The following is a 16,768-nucleotide window of genomic DNA, read 5'->3' on the forward strand; positions in this document are numbered from 1 at the left end:
CCATTATTTCGATATACCTATAAAAAAATCCTGATCGAATCAAATCCGATCAGGAAGTATACCGCTTGATAACGTGAGATACGAATCCTTCAATCGGAATCCATATTTCGTAAAGCACTTCTCAGAGACGCGTCCTTGTAAGGTGATCGTCGCATAGTCGCCACGAATGACAAAAGACTTGAATTTTTTCACAATGTCTTGAATCAAAGCCTCGAGCAACAAACCGCGTTCGCCAAGACCTTCTTCTCTGACATTGATTTCAATTAAAGAAAACGTACCATATTCTGTATTTTCCGTCTGTTTCGTACCTTCATAAAGAACGGTCAAATAGGATCGTTTCGAGACAAGCGACCGACTATTCGGTGGTTCAAGAATCGTAACGTAATAACTTAGTGAAGGGAGACGCAAGTTTCGAGTGACCTCAACAATCTGGTGTTGATTATTATATGCAAGCCCAACGATTTGTTCTTGTGGATGATTCGGCACTGTCAATCCTTCTTGCTTACAAACGGTTTGCCACTCGGCTTCTGGAATCCAGACAGCCTCTTCGGTTTTCGCTAAAGCTTTAAAGAACTTCACGTTAAACGGATGACCTCCTATATAAAATGACTAATCCCATCATGCCTGACGGGTAGATGAAAAACGAGTTACAATCTGACGACAAATTTGTCTTCTTTTGCTATAAGTATACCTTGAAATTTCGTTTTGAAACAGACTACATCTCGATGAATCTACTGTCTATACTGAATGTATCAAGTCAGGAGGCGAGTATATGAAAACAGTCGAAGGTCCATTTTTCCATGGTACGAAAGCGACACTTCAAATCGGTGACGAATTAAAGCCGGGACATGCATCGAATTTTCGAGTACATCCGCTTCAACATATCTATTTCACGGCAACGCTCGATGCAGCGAAGTGGGGCGCGGAGCTCGCACAATCTGACGGTCCAGAGCACATCTACCTCGTCGAGCCGCTCGGAGCGTATGAAGATGATCCGAATTTGACGAACAAACGATTTCCAGGCAATCCGACCAGGTCGTATCGTTCGACTGAACCTGTGAAGATCATCGCTGAACTCGGAACGTGGGAACGGCATACGGACGAAGAGATTGAGACGATGAAAGCATCGCTTCAGCGGTTACGAGCAGAAGGGAAGGACACGATTATCGATTAACAAATCAATCTTACTCATTCCGTTTTTTGAAACTCGCTATTTCAACATCAACAGCTGATGATGAACTCTTTATTTAATCAACTAATATCATCATACAAGAGAAGGACATAATGGTACAATATGTAAAAAGGGGGTTATTCGATTGTCTCGCTACAAACAAGAAAAGAAACAAACACTCGATCATCTACGCGATGGTGTTGATCAAGGTCTTGGTAGTGCCGTACCTCGTGGACAAAACGACGGAATGCGCGGACTTGAGATGCTTGCAGTCGTCGTAATCCTTGGTGGAGGATATTTGCTATACCAATGGTTTTTCTAAAGTAAGAAGCATCATCCTTTCGAGGACGATGCTTCTTTTTGTTCGATTTCATTGACGATATCATCAAGCGTGACATGAGCCAGCACTTTCTCAAGGGCGGATTGCGCGAGCTCGAAGATTGGCGTGACCGTCGATTGGATGTTTCGTCCGACCGGGCAGTCTGGATTCGGTGCTGCATGGACGCCGAACAATTCCTTGTCCGGTACGACAGCGACAGCGTGATAAACGTCAAGCAGCGTGATGCTAGACAAAGGACGAGCGAGCCGTGCACCGGCAACACCCGGACGAACTTCGATCAAATCGGCTTTTTTGAGCATGCTCATGATTTTACGGATGACAACCGGATTCGTATTGACGCTGCCGGCAATCAAGTCGGATGTCATTTTCTCGTCGGTCGCAATCAACGAGAGAATGTGGATGCCGACGGAAAAACGTGTACTGATGGCCAACGGATGACCCCTCCTTCTTAAAAACAGTGTTCTCTTATTATACGTCGTATTGTTCATTTGGCAAGAAACGGGGAATAGAGACAATAATGTTGACAAACACTTTATTTGTAACTATATTGGTTACATGTAATCGGAGTAGTTACATATCAAAAGGAGGAATCATCATGAACATTGGAGTTATCGGTGCAACAGGAAAAGCAGGGCAATTGATTCTACAAGAAGCAATCGAGCGCGGGCATGACGTCACAGCAATCGTCCGTAATGCGGCAAAAGTGACGGCTAACGTCACGATTCTCGAGCGCGATGTCCTCGCGCTGACGAAAGACGACTTGAACGGGTTTGACGCAATCGTCAATGCGTTTAACGCAGCACCCGGTGAGGAGACGAAACATATCGAAGTCGGGCGTCACTTGATCAATCTGTTAGCAGGTAGTACGACGCGCCTATTCGTTGTCGGTGGTGCTGGTAGTCTATTCGTTGACGAGAGTCACTCGACACGCGTCATGGAAACACCTGATTTCCCGGAAGCGTATTATCCGACAGCCTCCAACATGGGGAAAAATCTGATCGAACTACAAGGACAGCAAGACGTGACGTGGACGTATCTCAGCCCCGCTGGATTCTTTGATCCGAGCGGTAAACGAACAGGAACGTATTCGGTCGGCGGCGAGCAGATGATTCTAAATGCAAAAGGGGAGAGCTACATCAGTTACGCGGATTATGCCATTGCTGTAGTGGATGAGCTTGAAAAGGGACAACACCTCAACGAACGGTTTTCCGTCGTTGGTGAACAAGGATAACGTTGTCAGACCGACGTATCTAGTCGGTCTTTTTTGATGGGCGGAGTGAGAGATACAGCGGAGGACGGATGGCGAAGTGGCGCGGTTTGCTTAAAATGAGAAGAGAAATAACAAAAGGAGCATACATTATGATGCGACGATATTTTAGTATCATCAGTCTGTTAGCTGTCTTGATCGTCTGTACGACGTCGACGCAACCGTCTCGGTTCGAACGTTCCGAACCAGTCGCGACGATTGAGGATCATTACGCAGGACAAATCAATTGGCCGAGTGACACCGATCCGTTGCTAGAGCTTCATGCCAAACCGTGATCTACATATGACCGATCAAAGCCCGTCTCCTTAAAGAAGACGGGCTTTTTGGTGACGTTAAATGACAGTCATTGCGCTCAAGAAGACGAAGAAGAACGTGATGCCGCTCGTCAAAATCAAAAAGGGGAGGACGATCAGTAATTCGAGATGCGGACGAAGACCGTAGTAAAGCAGAAAGAACAGTGTCAAACAGGCGGTCGTGATCGTCAACGCAAGAGAAGTCATCAAGAGATGAAGAGGTTCGACGAACGGAACGAGAGACGATCCTGTGATTGTATCGAAAGCTAAACCGAAGGACAAAAAAATGAGTAAATACAGAAGCGATTTTTGACGAAACATGCGGCATGTCTCCTTTTACTAAACGATACATTTAGTATAAAGCGTAGGTCTTCTTGTTTTACCTAACAAAAATGTAAGAAAGTGGCTGATTTCAAACAGCTGAATCTTTCTTGTATAACAATGTCAAACGCGTCATCAAAAAGTAAAGGAAAGCGGCGCTACTCGCGATTGCCTGAAAATAGATCGATTGAAACAGACCTTTGAATACAAGTAACAGTACGCCACCGAGTAATAAAGCGATGCCTTGATTCAGGAGGAGGTGTGTTATCCAAGGTAGTGGACGTGAGCGAAATCGGAAGTAACGAATCGCGTCGGTCAGGATGCCACCGACCGTGATGACGATCACAAACGACAGCAAGGTCTCAAAGACACCTGGATAATAGCCGACGTCCGGATCGGGCATGAGTCGTGGTGATGACGGAAGGTGTTGATAAACCATCAGAAAAATCCAATTACTCATCAGAAGTCGAAATGACAGACGGATCATGGTGTTCCTCCTTTCCAGTCTTCATGAGGATGAATAGACGGGTGATCATTACATATAAAAAGGTAGCGACTACGTTTCCGATGAAAAATAGCGCGGGAAGTGAACTGAACAAGATGAACGCACCGGCAAACACGAAGACCGTACCTTGATGAACGAGGAGATGCCTCATCCACGGTAGCGAACGTTTCGTGAAGCGGACAGCTAACAGAGCGTCAGCAATCAAGGTACCGCTGAAGAATAATAGCATGACAGCATCCAACTGTTCATTGACGAGCTGCACCGCGTAAGACAAAAACGGAACCATCATCGTCATCGAGCCAAACAATTGGAGAAACAGAAAAAAGCTGAAGACGGTCCGACCGAGCCACCCGAACAGATAGGGGAGGAATGACGGATACTTTCGCGCCGACTCGGAGACGGTGTAATAAATCAACGCTACACCAGAACAGAATAAGATGAGAACGAGCGAAAACGAATTTGGTTGCATGAGCAGATAGAGGACGATGCTTGCGAATAACGCGACGATTTGATTGAGGATGACCCGTTGTGCAAATGAAATATCCGAACGAAATAACAGGCGCGGAAGCCCTTCTGTTAAGAGTGCACCGATCAAAATGGCGGGACCGGCAAACAATAGACCAATCATAAAGAAGTCAGTTAAGGAAGTGCCGTATATTGCTGGGTCACCCATCTCAAACCCAGCAATGAGTGCATACAAGAAAGCGAACAATATCGCGGAAATGAAACTGTTCTTTACGATAGATAACATGAGATAAGCCCTTTCCGACTGACGTTTAAAATAGTTTATACCAATACAATGTCAGGTCAATATGTGGATTGGCGAATTGTTTTAAACTATCGACACCGCCGAGCACGAAACCTTCTCGTTCGTAAAAACGGCAAGCAATCAAGTTATCGTCCTGTGCTTCGAGTGACAGACCACTCAACTCACGTTGCTGTGCCCATTTTGACGCAGCGGCAAGCAATTGGTGTCCGACACCTAGTTTACGAAACGCTTGTTTGACCGCGATGTTTTCGATGTAGGCGAAACGGTTCCAGTCACGAACAAGACGAATCTGTCCGACACAAGAAGTGCCGGAAAAGGCGAGGAGGACGATTCGATTCTCGTTTTCGATATACGTCGCCCAATCGAGTCGATCGTCAGGGAAACGGGTTTCAGTAGCGGTTTCATAGAGTTCTTCCGTATAAGACCATGCGGTACCAGAAAACTGCGGAACGATGCGTCCGATGATCGGGAATGAATCGTTGGCATGATTGACGAATGGAATGCTCTCGAACGATAGCGGTTGAATCGTCAGCTTTTCAGTCTCTTTCATCGTCATCCTCCTTCTGTCTATAGAGATCTACTTCACTCTATTCATCATCTCCTACAGACTGAGCATTGTCACGAGGAGAAATGCGAGAACAGGTCAATTTTCGAATGAACCAGGTTTTAATTTTTCTAAAAAAGGAATTGCTTCAACAGGAACGAATACATAGTCAGAAGACGTTGAAACAGTACAGAAAGACAGCAGTAGAGGACGTGACGACATGAACATGGATACGGTCAATCAGTATCTCGATGCCTATGGATACGGCGTTATTTTTATTTTTTTATTTTTTGGCATCGTCGGGATTCCAGCACCGGAAGAATCCTTACTCGTCCTGATCGGCATCTTAAGTGGTCAAAACGAAGAACGTTTAATCTATTCGATCTTGACTGCGTATGCTGGGACGTTCGTCGGTATGCTGACGGCATATGGAGCGGGGCGCTTCTTCGGACCGACCGTCCTACGGTACGGTCGATTCCTCGGATTGACGAAGGAACGCTGGGAGCGGGTGTCAAATGGCTACATGGAACGAATCAATCGAACGATCATCGGCGGTCTTTACATTCCGGGTGTGCGGCAGATCAATCCGTATTTTGCGGGCATGAAGCGGATTTCGTTCGGTCGGTACTTTTTTGTGTCAGCAATCGGTTCCGCGCTGTGGGTCGTCCCCTTTGTCTTACTCGGTCACTTTGCAGGAAAGACATTTCATATCAAGCCGGAAGTCGTACCGTATTTCGGACTTGCCTTACTCGTATTGTTCCTGCTCGGAGTGCTCGTGAAATGGCTCAAGCGGAAGCGACTTGAGAAACGCGTCGTTTCAGGGAAAAACGAAGCGGGAAAAGAAGATTAAACGTTACTTCTTTTTTGAAGGATCGTCGGAACAGTTTGAAGGAGTGGACAAACGATGCAAAAAATAGTGATCTTTCCTTTTTTAAGGATGCGATCCGGTCATCATCTGGTTGCCGAAGCGATCGCCGAACGACTGCAAGGTCCAGGGGTTGAAGTCAAGGAAGTAGAATTGCTCAGTACGATCAGCCCGTTTGCGGAATGGGTGACATCGAAGTTTTACCTGAACTGGATCCGACACTTCTCAAACGGCTATAGCCGTTTTTATCATCAGCATATTGCCGGACGTTCGAGCAATGCCCGGTCGACAGGGTGGACGTCGCATTATTTCCAACAACAGATGTTACGGATCATCCGGACGGAACAACCGGACGTCATCATCTGTACACATGCGTTTCCCTCCTATCTCTTGAATCAATTAAAAGAACGAAACCTTTGTGACGTATCGGTCATCAATGCCTATACCGATTTATTCGTCAGCCGCGTCTGGGGAAAGACGCATATCGAGTATCATCTGTTGCCGAATCGTGAGGCAAGGCAAGAATTGCACGAGCATCATGCTGTACCCATTGAGCGCTTGTTCGTGACGGGTATCCCCGTCCATCCAGCAATCGCTGGCGGTTCCATTTTTCGCTCGACGCAGTCACGCAAACAAATTCTTGTCGCAGGCGGAAACGGTGGACTAGGTCAACTCGAGACCTTACTGACGCAGATCGAACAGTGTCCAGAAGCAGATTTCCATGTCTTATGTGGGAAGAACCAAACATTGTATAAACGACTAGCTTCGCGACGTCATCCACATATCCATCCGCTCACCTATATCGATTCACGGGATGAGATGAATCAGCTGTATGAACGAATGGATGCGATCGTCACGAAACCGGGTGGCGTGACGGTCAGTGAAGCATTTGAAAAACGTGTACCGCTGTTCATTCAGCACGTCCTACCGGGACAAGAAGAGATCAATCGTACGTATTTGATGGAGAAAGGGCTCGCGTTTTCCTTTGATCAAACGGATACACTCACGGACGTCATCCGTCGGACGCTTGAGAACCCAGACGTCATGCATGCTTGGCAACAAGCAGTCACGCAGTATCAAAATGATCGCATCATAGCCGATCAGCGGTTCTTCGCGGAACGGATTGCGGGTTGCCTGCAAGACCGTCGCCGAAAAGTAAATGAATAAAAGGGAGTTAGTTTCTATGCGTTCACGTCTTATCACAGCAGGAATTCTCGCGACACTCGCCTATACGGTCGTCCCGTACGTGGCGTCACGCGTCTTTGGATGGCGCGTGACAAAATCACTGAACTCACGATACGTCGCTTTGACGTTCGATGATGGTCCAGATCCCGTCTATACGGCAGAACTGCTCGATCTCTTAAAACAAGAAGGCATTCAGGCGACGTTTTTTGTCGTTGGTCTTAAAGCAGAAGCACATCCGGACCTCATTCGCCGGATACACGACGAAGGGCATCAACTCGGTATCCACAATTACGTCCATCGACCGAACTGGTCGATGCGACCGTCGACGGTCCGGGCAGGAATCGAGCGGACAGCTATGATCATTGAACGGATCACCGGTGAACGTCCGACGGTCTATCGTCCACCGTGGGGTGCACTCAATGCCGGAGATGTCCTCTGTCCAACCGCTTACAAGATGATTCTCTGGTCGAAGATGGCGGAAGACTGGAAGGTAGAAGGCGGGACAGTAAAAATCAAGAGGCTACTATCGAATGTGTCAGAAGGAGATATCATCTTGCTCCACGATAACGGGGATACGTTCGGCGCGGACCCACAAGCACCCGTGCAGACGATTGAAGCGCTTCGTGAACTCTTGCCGAACTGGAAAGCACGCGGCTTACAGTTTCGTCGCATTGATCAAACGTAAAAAAAGAGGAGCTATCCGGTGCCGGATAGCTCCTCTTTTGCATGGATTATGCTTCGCGTGACAAGTCCTCATCTTCTTGACTATGATGGAGAATCAAGCGCCGCACGACGAACGAACGTAAGAATAGGATGAAGGTGATGACCGGAAATAGTAACCACCAAGATTGCGTCAAAAATAAGTCATCGAACGTCGTGATCATGACGAAATGACGACCAATGTAAAGCCACATGAAAAAGGAACTGACGAATAGAATTGCTTCCGATGTCGTCATGAACTCAAACTCATTTTTCATTGAACTACTCCTTATGGATGGATTTGGTTTGTTTTACACTATCCACCATATCACAAGACCTATACCAATGCCCCAACAACCTAATACGAACGCTAGACCATAACGTCGGAGCAATGGAAAGGAACGAGTTCCTTGTTGTTCAAGTCGCCGTTGTGCTTGTGTCAAGATTTCTCTAGGAATCGAACGGATGATGAAGTAGATACCGAGTGGAACGAGTAAGAGATCGTCGAGAAGACCGATGACAGGCAGAAAATCTGGTATCAAGTCGATCGGACTGACAGTATAGGCGATTAAGGCGATGATTCCCCATTTGATATGACGAGGTAAACGAGGATGTTCGATTGCATAAGAGAGGACTGATAATTGTTGCTTCATCCGTCTAGCGATGCGTTTCATTCGCTCTAACATAGGCGAGTACTCCTTTCTTATGAGCGAACCGGTTCCCGTTCGTTTGTCGTGACGGCTGCCTCGTCATCCGCTTCATACAGAATGACACGATTTCGTCCTTGTTCCTTTGAGGCATATAATGCATCGTCCGCAAGAATATTCATTCGTTGAATGGCGATATGTTTCCCGTGAGCGATCCCGACGGATGCCGTGATGGCAATCGACGGGGATCCGTCGAGCTGAAAGTGTGTGTTCGCGATCCGTTCTCGAATCCGGTTAGCGACTTTCGTGACTTTTGGAGGCGTGAGATCATAGATGAGGACCATGAATTCTTCGCCGCCAATTCGAGCAGTGATATCATGCGGACGTGTCTCTTCCTGCAAGATCCGTGCAAACTGTTGCAAGACGAGATCACCGTTCGCATGACCGTACGTATCGTTGACATGCTTGAAATGATCGATATCGAGCGCGAGCACATTGTAGACGCGTCCTTCTGCTTCAAGCAATGTCGTCCGTTCGTCCCAGACACGCCGATTGTACAGTCCTGTCAAGTGATCGAGTTCTGCTGATTGTTTATAACGCTGGACCTGTTCGTTGAGCAACTGAAAGTCAATCGTCAAGAGGCTCGATAACAGTCCAACCGCAAGTCCGATCGTCCACGTTGAAGCAAGTAAACGAAGAGCGGCGTCACTGAAGCCGAGATTGATCGAGACAGCGATCGAGATCATGAACAATGACCAGACGTTCATGATCAGGTTTTGCAAGAGCGGTCGATGGAGTAACCGCTTATGAATGAAGTACATCCCGGTGCTGATGCCGAGGACTGCGAGAAAGGCGACGATTGATTGCGGGGTCCAGCCGAAGTAAAATCGAGAACAACCGATGATCAGCGTCGCGATGATGAGAGGCGAGCGAACGCCATAAAAAGCGAGCAGGACGAGCGGTAAATGACGTAAGTCCATCCGTAACGATTCATTGACTGCAATTCCTTTAAACATCAATAGCACACCGAGTAGTCCGGTCGCAAGACCAACGATGAGGGACTTCATTCTGCTCGATGCGAGGCGTTGACTATAGATGATTTTAGCGATTAAATAAAAGCCGGTGAAGGCGATACAGGCATTCAATAACAACTCGGCAATGAACATGAGTTCCACATCCTTGAGTATGATACTTTCACGATAGCAGTTTGATAAGGGATGTCAACGAGAGAGACTCAAAATTTTAAAGATTCAGGAAAAGTCTTTCTCTATTGAAAGTATTTGGTAAAATAAGAGAGCTTCAGGAAAAGGGAGGGATGAAGTGAAATTAAAACGTCTTATGATTGAGGCACGGAAACTCGACGGACGTCCGCACTATTCGTGGGATGGATATGTCCTAAAGCAGACAAAAGACTATCTACTCGTCGCGAATATTCCAGGGCGGACGCTTCATCATCATCGTCGCGCAACCGTTTATACATACGACAACTATAGTCTCGAATTCTATCCGTTTGAAGCTGATTTCACGGTTGGTCTCGATATAGAACGGACGGGAGAGATGAGCTATTACTGCAATATCTGTCTTCCGTCAGTCCTTCAAGATGAAACATTATCGTTCATCGATCTGGATCTTGATCTCGTCTATCGAAACGGAGTGTGGCAAGTCGTCGACGAGGACGAATTTATGGAGAACCAACGGCTCTATCACTATCCGGTCGAATTGATTGAACGAACCCGTGCGTCATTGCTGAACCTTCAAGAACGGATCGCGCAGCAACAGTTTCCGTTTGACGGCTATTTAGATGCTTTCATCCCGACCGTCATGAACATGAATGATGGAAAGGATACCCAATAAAAAAACCACGATATCACGCATTTAGTCTGTTCGCTTTTTGTCGCAAGACGTTTGAGTCGGTCTATACGTTGACTCTCTTGATTCTATCATTAAAGCTAGGGGTCCACCTGTTTGTCTCGTCTTAGTAGAGTAATTCGATATAGTTCATTGAAATATCCTGTAGTGAGAGTATCGTCGTCTACGTAACGTTATGGAAGTCGCTGAACCTTCGTTTGTGATCCAAGCGTACTTTAAACAACGAACAAACGGCTTGAGTCCGGTAAAGTACCGAATTCAAGCCGTTTTAAGGGACATTCGTTTATCTGTTAACGATTCATTCATGAAGTAACAATATGTTTCTTCATCATGTATTGCATGCAATTAAAAAAGGCACTGATGGCTAGTGGGATGATGACGATACTTATTCCTACAAGCACTAATCCAGGAGCATCATCTAACTGACCTATATAAAAGAATACGGGAAGAATAGAAATCGCTAAAACAGCAATCACGAGGAATGCCTTTTTAATGCTATTCGACGATGAAGAAATACGAATAGCCGCGTCCTGACTTTTTGTAAAGGCGCTTAAAATACGGAAACCGTGGAAAATAGAAGCCAATAGCGGTATAAGAGCAATATAAGCAACGATCAATACGACATATCCTGGTTTTTCAAAAATGATTGAACTCTTGATTCCGTTCAGCAATGTAGGGATTGCATAGCCCGCTAAACCCAGTAGACCAAGAGATAGTACAAATAGGCATGACTTTAGTAAAAAAACACTTAACTTTGGGGGATTCATGGTAGCAATCCTTCTTTCCATATGACTTTTCATTTAATGATATATGTAAAGTGTATGATGAAATACGAACTATTACGTAAGCCTTTAGACTGATTTTGTAACGATTAATATAAAGCTAACCGCATTATCGCGTTCTTTAGATATCAATATGTTTAAGTGTCATTGTGATAAAAAATAAAAAATGTAAAAGAGAAGTAAAGGGAGGTATGATGAATGAAAACAATTCGTTGTCACCGTGCATTTGGAGTCTATGGCTTATTAATGAAAGAGGATGCTTTACTCGTCATCGATAAAAATGGTGGACCGTACATCAATCGCTATGATTTACCAGGGGGTAGCCTAGAAGAAGGGGAGACGCTCGCTACGGCGATGCGCCGTGAGTTTACGGAAGAGACAGGGCTTGAGGTAGAGCTCGAACGACAGATCGGCGTCGCTGACTTCAAGCTCCCGTGGGACTGGCGGGAGTTCGATGAAGTCCATCATATCGCCGTCTTTTATCTCGTTCGACAGACCGGTGGAACGCTTGGCATTCCCGAGCAATTCGTCGGACAAGACTCACTCGGTGCGCGTTGGGTCAAGGCGAGTGAAGTTTCAATCGACAATGCGTCACCGCTCGTACTTGAAGCATTCCGCTGGATTGAGGAACAACAACTCGATCTTGAGGCACGACACTTTTCGAATTGGGATGTCTTAAAATGAATCGAAGCGCTCTTCGCATGCGGAGAGCGCTTTTTCATGTTCAATTGGCTAGCGCAGCGTCGAGTCGTCGTTTTTGATGCCGGTGATGCGCGAGATGGTACGAGACGAGGGCATACCACTCGGCAGCGTTCAACCAGCCCATCCCACCGTGTTGCGTCTTTTGATCAACGGGTGTCGCCTGAGCAATCGTTGCGAGCGTTACGTGACGATCAATCAGTTGCAACCAACGTGTCCTTATTTGTTCAACCTGATCCGTCTCATCCGGTGGGGCGTTCATCGCATCCGGTAACCGGATCGGTGTCGCCGGAAATGCACCGACAGCAAATAACTGTTCACCGAACGGTGACTTCCCGGACGTGGTTACGGGTGCGAACTGGCACGACTCGACTTCATCCAAATATTCATGACTGACGACGATCAAATGATCGTACATTTGACTAATCGACCACGTGTCACGGTCGAGATGATGAATCAACGCCTCCGGCTGATAGCGATCAAGTTCTTGTAGATAATAGGTGAATAGTTCGTTCATCCTGTCACTCCTCTCAAAAAATATCTTCTTCACTCTTTTCGAACAATCTTCGACTTCTTCCTGTCATATTTCCTAGAAAGGAGGAATCACCATGCAAGCTTCATATCTTCCGGTTCCCCATACGCTCTTACGGAGCGGGACGGCATTCGCGTCCGTCCATGAAAAAATGATCTACCTGATCCTTGAAAGCTTCAGTGGTCAAGACGGTCAAGCATTTCCGTCCTATCAGACGATTGCCGATGCTGTTCCGTGCAGTAAATCGACAGTCAAGTCGTGTATCCAGTCCTTGATCGCAAGTGGTTGGATCGAGAAAGTCGAACGGTTCACGAAACACGGAGGACAGACCTCAAATGCTTATCGTGTCCTGCCCCATGTCGATACGCCATCCCCGGCGAGTCACGAGACGACTGCCCCCGAGACTTCTGCTGACTCCGAAGAAGAAGTCTTGAAGAAGACGTCTTTAAAAAAGGAACTGGTGCAGCAGTATGAGTCGAATCTCGGAAAGGTGTCACCACGAATCGAACAAGAGTTGCTGTTGCTTGCGAACGAACATCCAATCGAGCGAATCCAGTACGCAATTGAAGAAGCGGGGCGGGCGAACAGTCGTCATTTCGGTTACATTGAACAGGTCGTTAAGCGCCTTGCAACCGGATCCGCGTCAGAACGTCCGAAACAAGTAACCAAACGTTCGAGAAGGAATAATTCATTATTTCAATTACCGAATTGGGTAGAACGTGAAAAAGAAGCACAACGCGCTTATGAGGCAAAACAACAGGAACGACAAGTCATTCCTGACGATGACGAGATTGCTGCTTTATTACATACATTGACCAGGGAGGGAGCCTGATGCAACTAGAAGAATTACTGCGACGCGCGAATCAAAAACTAACCGTTCCCGGCATGCATCCGTCGGTCGTCCGGATTGCCCGTGACGTGATTCAAGAGCTTTATCCGCATGGAATCAAACTCGGTATAGCCCAAAGTTTTCGGAGCATTGCGGAACAGAACGCGTTATACGCAAAAGGACGGACGACCCAAGGACCGATCGTGACGCAAGCCCGTGGTGGACAATCAAACCATAATTTTGGTGTTGCAATTGACGTCTTCCTTTACGAAGATGGTGCATTATTTCTTTCTCCACCGGACGCGCGACTTCGTCGAATCGTTGCGGCAATGAAACGGCGCGGAATGGACTGGGGAGGCGATTGGTCACGTTTTCCCGATTATCCACATTTTGAATTGTACGATCATGTCAGTCTTGCGCGGCATCACGTGCCAAAACCAGGACACTATCTACGCGAACGAATTCAAGCACCGGAACTCGTCCGAGCGATTGAGAAGCGATTGAGTCTGATGGTGACAGGAATCTTTGATATACGTTTGACGCGAGCCATCCAAGCGTTCCAGCAGACATCTCGACTTGCGATTGACGGGATTGTTGGACCGCAAACATGGCGTCGTCTCTTTCCGGTGTCGCCATGATTCGTTTTCAAGCATGGCTCCGCCTCATGATACCGCTCTATGTCTTTCTAGAGTTATTTTTACCGACGCTCGGATTTACCGCTTTACCGGTGTCATCGAATGACGTCGAACGATTCGTGACCGGTCTGGTTGGGGTAATCGGTTTGTTCGTCGCTTGGTGGAAGAATAACGACGTGACCGAGCGGGCATTAAGACGACGTCAGTCGCAAGAAAAGCTGGAAAACACATCCTTAACCGATTGAACGGTCGGGAAGCGTTTGGATTGTGTCAGCAACGGGCATTATTTCATACAAATGACTAATTGTTTGACTTCAAGATACTGATAGAAGAAAGAGACTTTAGTCGAGTAGATAGAGAAAGAAAGGTCGGTCTTCTTGTGAAATGGTCAACGTTGCAACGGTATTTGTTTTTGGCACTCTGTGCGCTTTTATTTACAAGTGTTTGGAGCTATCAAGCTTTCCTAAAAATCGAACGAGAAAACGCCCGTATCTTAAAAGAAGCTATTCCGATCTCGACGGAAGCAGCAGAACTGTTTCCAGCGTTGTTGAATCTAGAACTCAGTGTCCGGAGTTACATCCTTTCACCGAACAAAACGGATCTAGCACAGTATGAACGGACGATTAATCAGCTGGATCAAACGATCACGCGGCTGAACCGGCTCGATGCGAACCATCCCATCATGCGAAAACTCGTTCGGACGGAGGCAATTCCCCGTATCGAGACGGCGACGCAATTTTACGACACACAATTTGAACTCGTCAAGGACGGTGACAGAGCTTCAGCAGAGGCAAGACGATATCAAGGAATGCAGTTCATCGAAACGTTCCGACCGATTGATGCCCGTTTGCGGACAGACGTCAACCGAATCATTGCGGAAGCAACACAACGCTCCGAGCAAGCATCGAGTGCTGCGAAATGGGTTATCGTTGTCGTCGCGAGCATCGCTGTCCTTGTTTTGATCGCCTTCATCCAGACGTTTCGAATGGAACGTAGCAAACAAGTCTTGATTCATCGTTCCTTGCATGATGCATTGACTGGCATCCCGAATCGGCGAGCGTTCGATGAACGATTGGAGAAGCTTCTCGAAGAAGCCAAACAAGAGCAGACACCGCTCTCCTTAATACTGATTGATGTCGATGCCTTCAAGTCCTACAATGACACGTATGGTCACTTAAAAGGGGATGAATGTTTGAAGGAAGTGGCTCGCGTCTTAAAACGGCAGGCTCGGCATGGACAAGTCGCACGATACGGAGGAGAGGAGTTCACGGTTTTACTGACGCGTGGCATAGAAGAAACCCGTCATATCGCAGAACGGATTCGACAGGACATTCTTGATTTGAACATCACACACGAGCAGTACGAACCCCTTTGCCGGGTCAGCGTCAGTCTTGGCTTGACGTCACTTGTACCCGAAGCACAGACGACAGAAAAGGAAATCATCGACCTAGCCGATCAAGCACTGTATCGAGCGAAAGAGAACGGACGGAATCAGATTGGGGACTTGGCAGGGTGAATACGATAAAATCCCCCGCGTGAGTGTTTGCTTCTCACACGGGGGATTTTTCATTTCATTGTAAGATGACGCAATACGATCGATCGGAAATGAGAGGCGCCGATATGACATAAACCGTCCTGACAGGTTCACCACCGACACGCGCATTAAGTTGTGTGAGCTGGGAACGAATCTTACGGCTTAAGCCATATCGTAATTCAGTACTGAGCTCATCAACATCTTCCTGTACGTGCAAGAGAAGTTGAAACGGTTCAAGCGAAAAGATTGAAAAATCACAGGAAATCCGTGGATCCTCGAATTTTTCATTCAATTCCTTCTTAATGTAATAGGCTTCTTGTGCACTGATCAACTTTTCTCACCTCACTCTCCTGATAAATCAACTCTTTCTCTACTATAGTCTATATTACCCATTTTTCTGGCAACTAATCGTCTGATTTTGAAAAAAAGTCAATCCGAATTTTGAAATCATCCAAAATCTATTTTCAAGAAATCCTCTTAAACTCCGCCAAAAAAACGCCAAGCTTCAATGAGCAAGGCGGAAGGAGAGAAAAATTCAAAATATCGAAGACTGGACATGGCATTTCTTTAAATATTGTTCCATAGCTTGGACGAAGAAGGTCAGTTGATGAGTGGAGATGACGGGTACCTTTCCGTACCGCACTTCAAAATAAAGCGGATCAACAGGTGACGGAAAAGCGATTCGCTCGAACCATTCCGTCACGGTCTCATGTGTCCTGCGCTGTAATGAAAACGGAAGTTGCTCATTAAAACGAACGAGTTGTTTTCGAATCGAGTCAGCAGGTAGGTCTTTTGTCTCATAAACGAAAATCGGGAAGCGTGGTGGAAGTACATGACCCGATGCATCAAGTCGCGGACGACGCAACCACTGGAGATAGTGCCATAAAAACCAGCTACAAAACAGGAGAACGAGACATAAGATGAGAAGATAAGGAGGTGTCGTCACCGAAGAGTCAAAACCGGTCCGGAACCAAGGCGTAGGTGGATCGGCTTCACTAATCGTGACAGTACTTCCGTCTCCGCCGTATGAGGTTCCTTCCTCGACTGCACTAAACATCGATGCTTTCGGACCACAGCGATCAATGCAGTATGTATTTGTTGCTGGATCGATTCGTCCAAGTAGTGACGTGTAGAATGACGGGACGAATTGTTGGATGGCAAGCAGTAGAAGACAGACGATTGGAATAAGAAGCAACAGGCGAGTGCGGAGCGTTTGCACGATAGGGACACCTCCTTTGACGAGTACGTTTAACAGACGTTCGCTACACAGTATAGCAAAAGT

At 46.7% G+C, this 16,768-nt stretch carries 26 protein-coding genes; 13 read left to right on the top strand and 13 right to left on the bottom strand.

Features of this window, described 5'->3' with window-relative positions:
- Positions 1 to 39 precede the first annotated feature (39 nt).
- Positions 40 to 579, bottom strand: a complete 540-nt coding sequence (locus tag ASG02_RS04140) for a hypothetical protein (protein WP_056061125.1) — start codon at positions 577 to 579, stop codon at positions 40 to 42.
- A gap of 193 nt (positions 580 to 772) precedes the next feature.
- Between ASG02_RS04140 and arr the strand changes: the two genes are divergently transcribed.
- Together arr and ASG02_RS15565 are read left to right on the top strand one after the other, a co-directional pair.
- Positions 773 to 1,174, top strand: coding sequence for an NAD(+)--rifampin ADP-ribosyltransferase (arr, locus tag ASG02_RS04145; protein ID WP_056061128.1), 402 nt, complete (start codon positions 773 to 775; stop codon positions 1,172 to 1,174).
- A gap of 142 nt (positions 1,175 to 1,316) precedes the next feature.
- A complete protein-coding gene (locus ASG02_RS15565; protein WP_155960154.1) occupies positions 1,317 to 1,493 on the top strand; it encodes a hypothetical protein in 177 nt (58 codons plus the stop codon).
- A gap of 11 nt (positions 1,494 to 1,504) precedes the next feature.
- Here ASG02_RS15565 and ASG02_RS04150 read toward each other — a convergent pair whose 3' ends face one another.
- A complete protein-coding gene (locus tag ASG02_RS04150; RefSeq protein WP_056061131.1) occupies positions 1,505 to 1,942 on the bottom strand; it encodes an Rrf2 family transcriptional regulator in 438 nt (145 codons plus the stop codon).
- A 164-nt stretch (positions 1,943 to 2,106) separates the two neighbouring features.
- On the opposite strand from ASG02_RS04150, the gene ASG02_RS04155 reads away from it, so the two are divergent.
- Complete coding sequence (locus tag ASG02_RS04155; RefSeq protein WP_035408193.1) at positions 2,107 to 2,742, top strand: NAD(P)-dependent oxidoreductase; 636 nt, start codon at positions 2,107 to 2,109, stop codon at positions 2,740 to 2,742.
- Between the two features lie 128 nt (positions 2,743 to 2,870).
- The gene (locus ASG02_RS04160) at positions 2,871 to 3,053 is read left to right on the top strand and encodes a hypothetical protein (RefSeq protein WP_035408191.1); all 183 of its coding nucleotides are present in this window, start codon (positions 2,871 to 2,873) and stop codon (positions 3,051 to 3,053) included.
- A 57-nt stretch (positions 3,054 to 3,110) separates the two neighbouring features.
- Here the strand turns inward: ASG02_RS04160 and ASG02_RS04165 are convergent, their stop codons facing one another.
- The 4 genes from ASG02_RS04165 to ASG02_RS04180 form a co-directional block, all read right to left on the bottom strand.
- Positions 3,111 to 3,392, bottom strand: a complete 282-nt coding sequence (locus ASG02_RS04165) for a hypothetical protein (protein ID WP_056061134.1) — start codon at positions 3,390 to 3,392, stop codon at positions 3,111 to 3,113.
- A 91-nt stretch (positions 3,393 to 3,483) separates the two neighbouring features.
- Complete coding sequence (locus tag ASG02_RS04170; protein ID WP_056061137.1) at positions 3,484 to 3,879, bottom strand: hypothetical protein; 396 nt, start codon at positions 3,877 to 3,879, stop codon at positions 3,484 to 3,486.
- Entirely contained in the window at positions 3,845 to 4,648 is an 804-nt protein-coding gene (locus ASG02_RS04175; protein ID WP_056061141.1) for a hypothetical protein, read from the bottom strand. The genes ASG02_RS04170 and ASG02_RS04175 overlap by 35 nt, the downstream gene beginning before the upstream one ends.
- Positions 4,649 to 4,673: 25 nt before the next feature.
- Positions 4,674 to 5,216 carry a GNAT family N-acetyltransferase gene (locus tag ASG02_RS04180; protein WP_056061145.1) on the bottom strand — a complete coding sequence of 181 codons (543 nt, stop codon included), beginning with the start codon at positions 5,214 to 5,216 and terminating at the stop codon, positions 4,674 to 4,676.
- A 214-nt stretch (positions 5,217 to 5,430) separates the two neighbouring features.
- Here ASG02_RS04180 and ASG02_RS04185 point away from each other — a divergent pair, with 214 nt between their 5' ends.
- The 3 genes from ASG02_RS04185 to ASG02_RS04195 are packed head-to-tail and all read left to right on the top strand — an operon-like array spanning position 5,431 to position 7,945.
- Entirely contained in the window at positions 5,431 to 6,060 is a 630-nt protein-coding gene (locus tag ASG02_RS04185; protein WP_035408181.1) for a DedA family protein, read from the top strand.
- Between the two features lie 54 nt (positions 6,061 to 6,114).
- Entirely contained in the window at positions 6,115 to 7,242 is a 1,128-nt protein-coding gene (locus ASG02_RS04190) for a hypothetical protein (protein WP_056061150.1), read from the top strand.
- 16 nt (positions 7,243 to 7,258) lie between these two features.
- Positions 7,259 to 7,945 carry a polysaccharide deacetylase family protein gene (locus ASG02_RS04195; protein WP_056061152.1) on the top strand — a complete coding sequence of 229 codons (687 nt, stop codon included), beginning with the start codon at positions 7,259 to 7,261 and terminating at the stop codon, positions 7,943 to 7,945.
- 46 nt (positions 7,946 to 7,991) lie between these two features.
- Here ASG02_RS04195 and ASG02_RS04200 read toward each other — a convergent pair whose 3' ends face one another.
- Genes ASG02_RS04200 through ASG02_RS04210 form a run of 3 tightly spaced genes read right to left on the bottom strand, consistent with a single transcriptional unit; the run spans position 7,992 to position 9,772 of the window.
- A complete protein-coding gene (locus ASG02_RS04200; protein ID WP_056061155.1) occupies positions 7,992 to 8,237 on the bottom strand; it encodes a hypothetical protein in 246 nt (81 codons plus the stop codon).
- Between the two features lie 33 nt (positions 8,238 to 8,270).
- Complete coding sequence (locus ASG02_RS15925) at positions 8,271 to 8,645, bottom strand: DUF1232 domain-containing protein (RefSeq protein ID WP_069201461.1); 375 nt, start codon at positions 8,643 to 8,645, stop codon at positions 8,271 to 8,273.
- Between the two features lie 17 nt (positions 8,646 to 8,662).
- A complete protein-coding gene (locus tag ASG02_RS04210) occupies positions 8,663 to 9,772 on the bottom strand; it encodes a GGDEF domain-containing protein (protein WP_056061157.1) in 1,110 nt (369 codons plus the stop codon).
- 154 nt (positions 9,773 to 9,926) lie between these two features.
- Between ASG02_RS04210 and ASG02_RS04215 the strand changes: the two genes are divergently transcribed.
- On the top strand, positions 9,927 to 10,460 hold the full coding sequence (locus tag ASG02_RS04215) for a DUF402 domain-containing protein (RefSeq protein WP_056061160.1): 534 nt from the start codon (positions 9,927 to 9,929) through the stop codon (positions 10,458 to 10,460).
- 317 nt (positions 10,461 to 10,777) lie between these two features.
- On the opposite strand, the gene ASG02_RS04220 is transcribed toward ASG02_RS04215, so the two are convergent.
- Positions 10,778 to 11,242, bottom strand: coding sequence for a hypothetical protein (locus tag ASG02_RS04220; RefSeq protein ID WP_035408172.1), 465 nt, complete (start codon positions 11,240 to 11,242; stop codon positions 10,778 to 10,780).
- A 213-nt stretch (positions 11,243 to 11,455) separates the two neighbouring features.
- On the opposite strand from ASG02_RS04220, the gene ASG02_RS04225 reads away from it, so the two are divergent.
- Complete coding sequence (locus tag ASG02_RS04225) at positions 11,456 to 11,941, top strand: NUDIX hydrolase (protein WP_056061164.1); 486 nt, start codon at positions 11,456 to 11,458, stop codon at positions 11,939 to 11,941.
- 40 nt (positions 11,942 to 11,981) lie between these two features.
- Here ASG02_RS04225 and ASG02_RS04230 read toward each other — a convergent pair whose 3' ends face one another.
- Positions 11,982 to 12,473 carry a DinB family protein gene (locus ASG02_RS04230; RefSeq protein WP_056061168.1) on the bottom strand — a complete coding sequence of 164 codons (492 nt, stop codon included), beginning with the start codon at positions 12,471 to 12,473 and terminating at the stop codon, positions 11,982 to 11,984.
- 91 nt (positions 12,474 to 12,564) lie between these two features.
- On the opposite strand from ASG02_RS04230, the gene ASG02_RS04235 reads away from it, so the two are divergent.
- The 4 genes from ASG02_RS04235 to ASG02_RS04250 all read left to right on the top strand — a co-directional run bounded on the left by ASG02_RS04235 (position 12,565) and on the right by ASG02_RS04250 (position 15,468).
- Positions 12,565 to 13,320 carry a helix-turn-helix domain-containing protein gene (locus ASG02_RS04235; RefSeq protein ID WP_056061170.1) on the top strand — a complete coding sequence of 252 codons (756 nt, stop codon included), beginning with the start codon at positions 12,565 to 12,567 and terminating at the stop codon, positions 13,318 to 13,320.
- On the top strand, positions 13,320 to 13,955 hold the full coding sequence (locus ASG02_RS04240) for a M15 family metallopeptidase (RefSeq protein WP_056061174.1): 636 nt from the start codon (positions 13,320 to 13,322) through the stop codon (positions 13,953 to 13,955). The genes ASG02_RS04235 and ASG02_RS04240 overlap by 1 nt, the downstream gene beginning before the upstream one ends.
- A complete protein-coding gene (locus ASG02_RS04245; RefSeq protein WP_082478658.1) occupies positions 13,925 to 14,197 on the top strand; it encodes a phage holin in 273 nt (90 codons plus the stop codon). The genes ASG02_RS04240 and ASG02_RS04245 overlap by 31 nt, the downstream gene beginning before the upstream one ends.
- A 134-nt stretch (positions 14,198 to 14,331) precedes the next feature.
- Positions 14,332 to 15,468, top strand: a complete 1,137-nt coding sequence (locus ASG02_RS04250; protein WP_056061181.1) for a GGDEF domain-containing protein — start codon at positions 14,332 to 14,334, stop codon at positions 15,466 to 15,468.
- A gap of 55 nt (positions 15,469 to 15,523) precedes the next feature.
- On the opposite strand, the gene ASG02_RS04255 is transcribed toward ASG02_RS04250, so the two are convergent.
- Positions 15,524 to 15,817: a hypothetical protein gene (locus ASG02_RS04255; RefSeq protein WP_035408158.1), complete on the bottom strand. Its 294-nt coding sequence runs from the start codon at positions 15,815 to 15,817 to the stop codon at positions 15,524 to 15,526.
- A gap of 204 nt (positions 15,818 to 16,021) precedes the next feature.
- Positions 16,022 to 16,705 (bottom strand): hypothetical protein, encoded by a 684-nt coding sequence (locus tag ASG02_RS04260; protein ID WP_056061184.1) that lies wholly within the window; start codon positions 16,703 to 16,705, stop codon positions 16,022 to 16,024.
- Between the last annotated feature and the right edge of the window lie 63 nt (positions 16,706 to 16,768).

Source organism: Exiguobacterium sp. Leaf196, assembly GCF_001423965.1.
GTDB lineage: Bacteria > Bacillota > Bacilli > Exiguobacteriales > Exiguobacteriaceae > Exiguobacterium_A.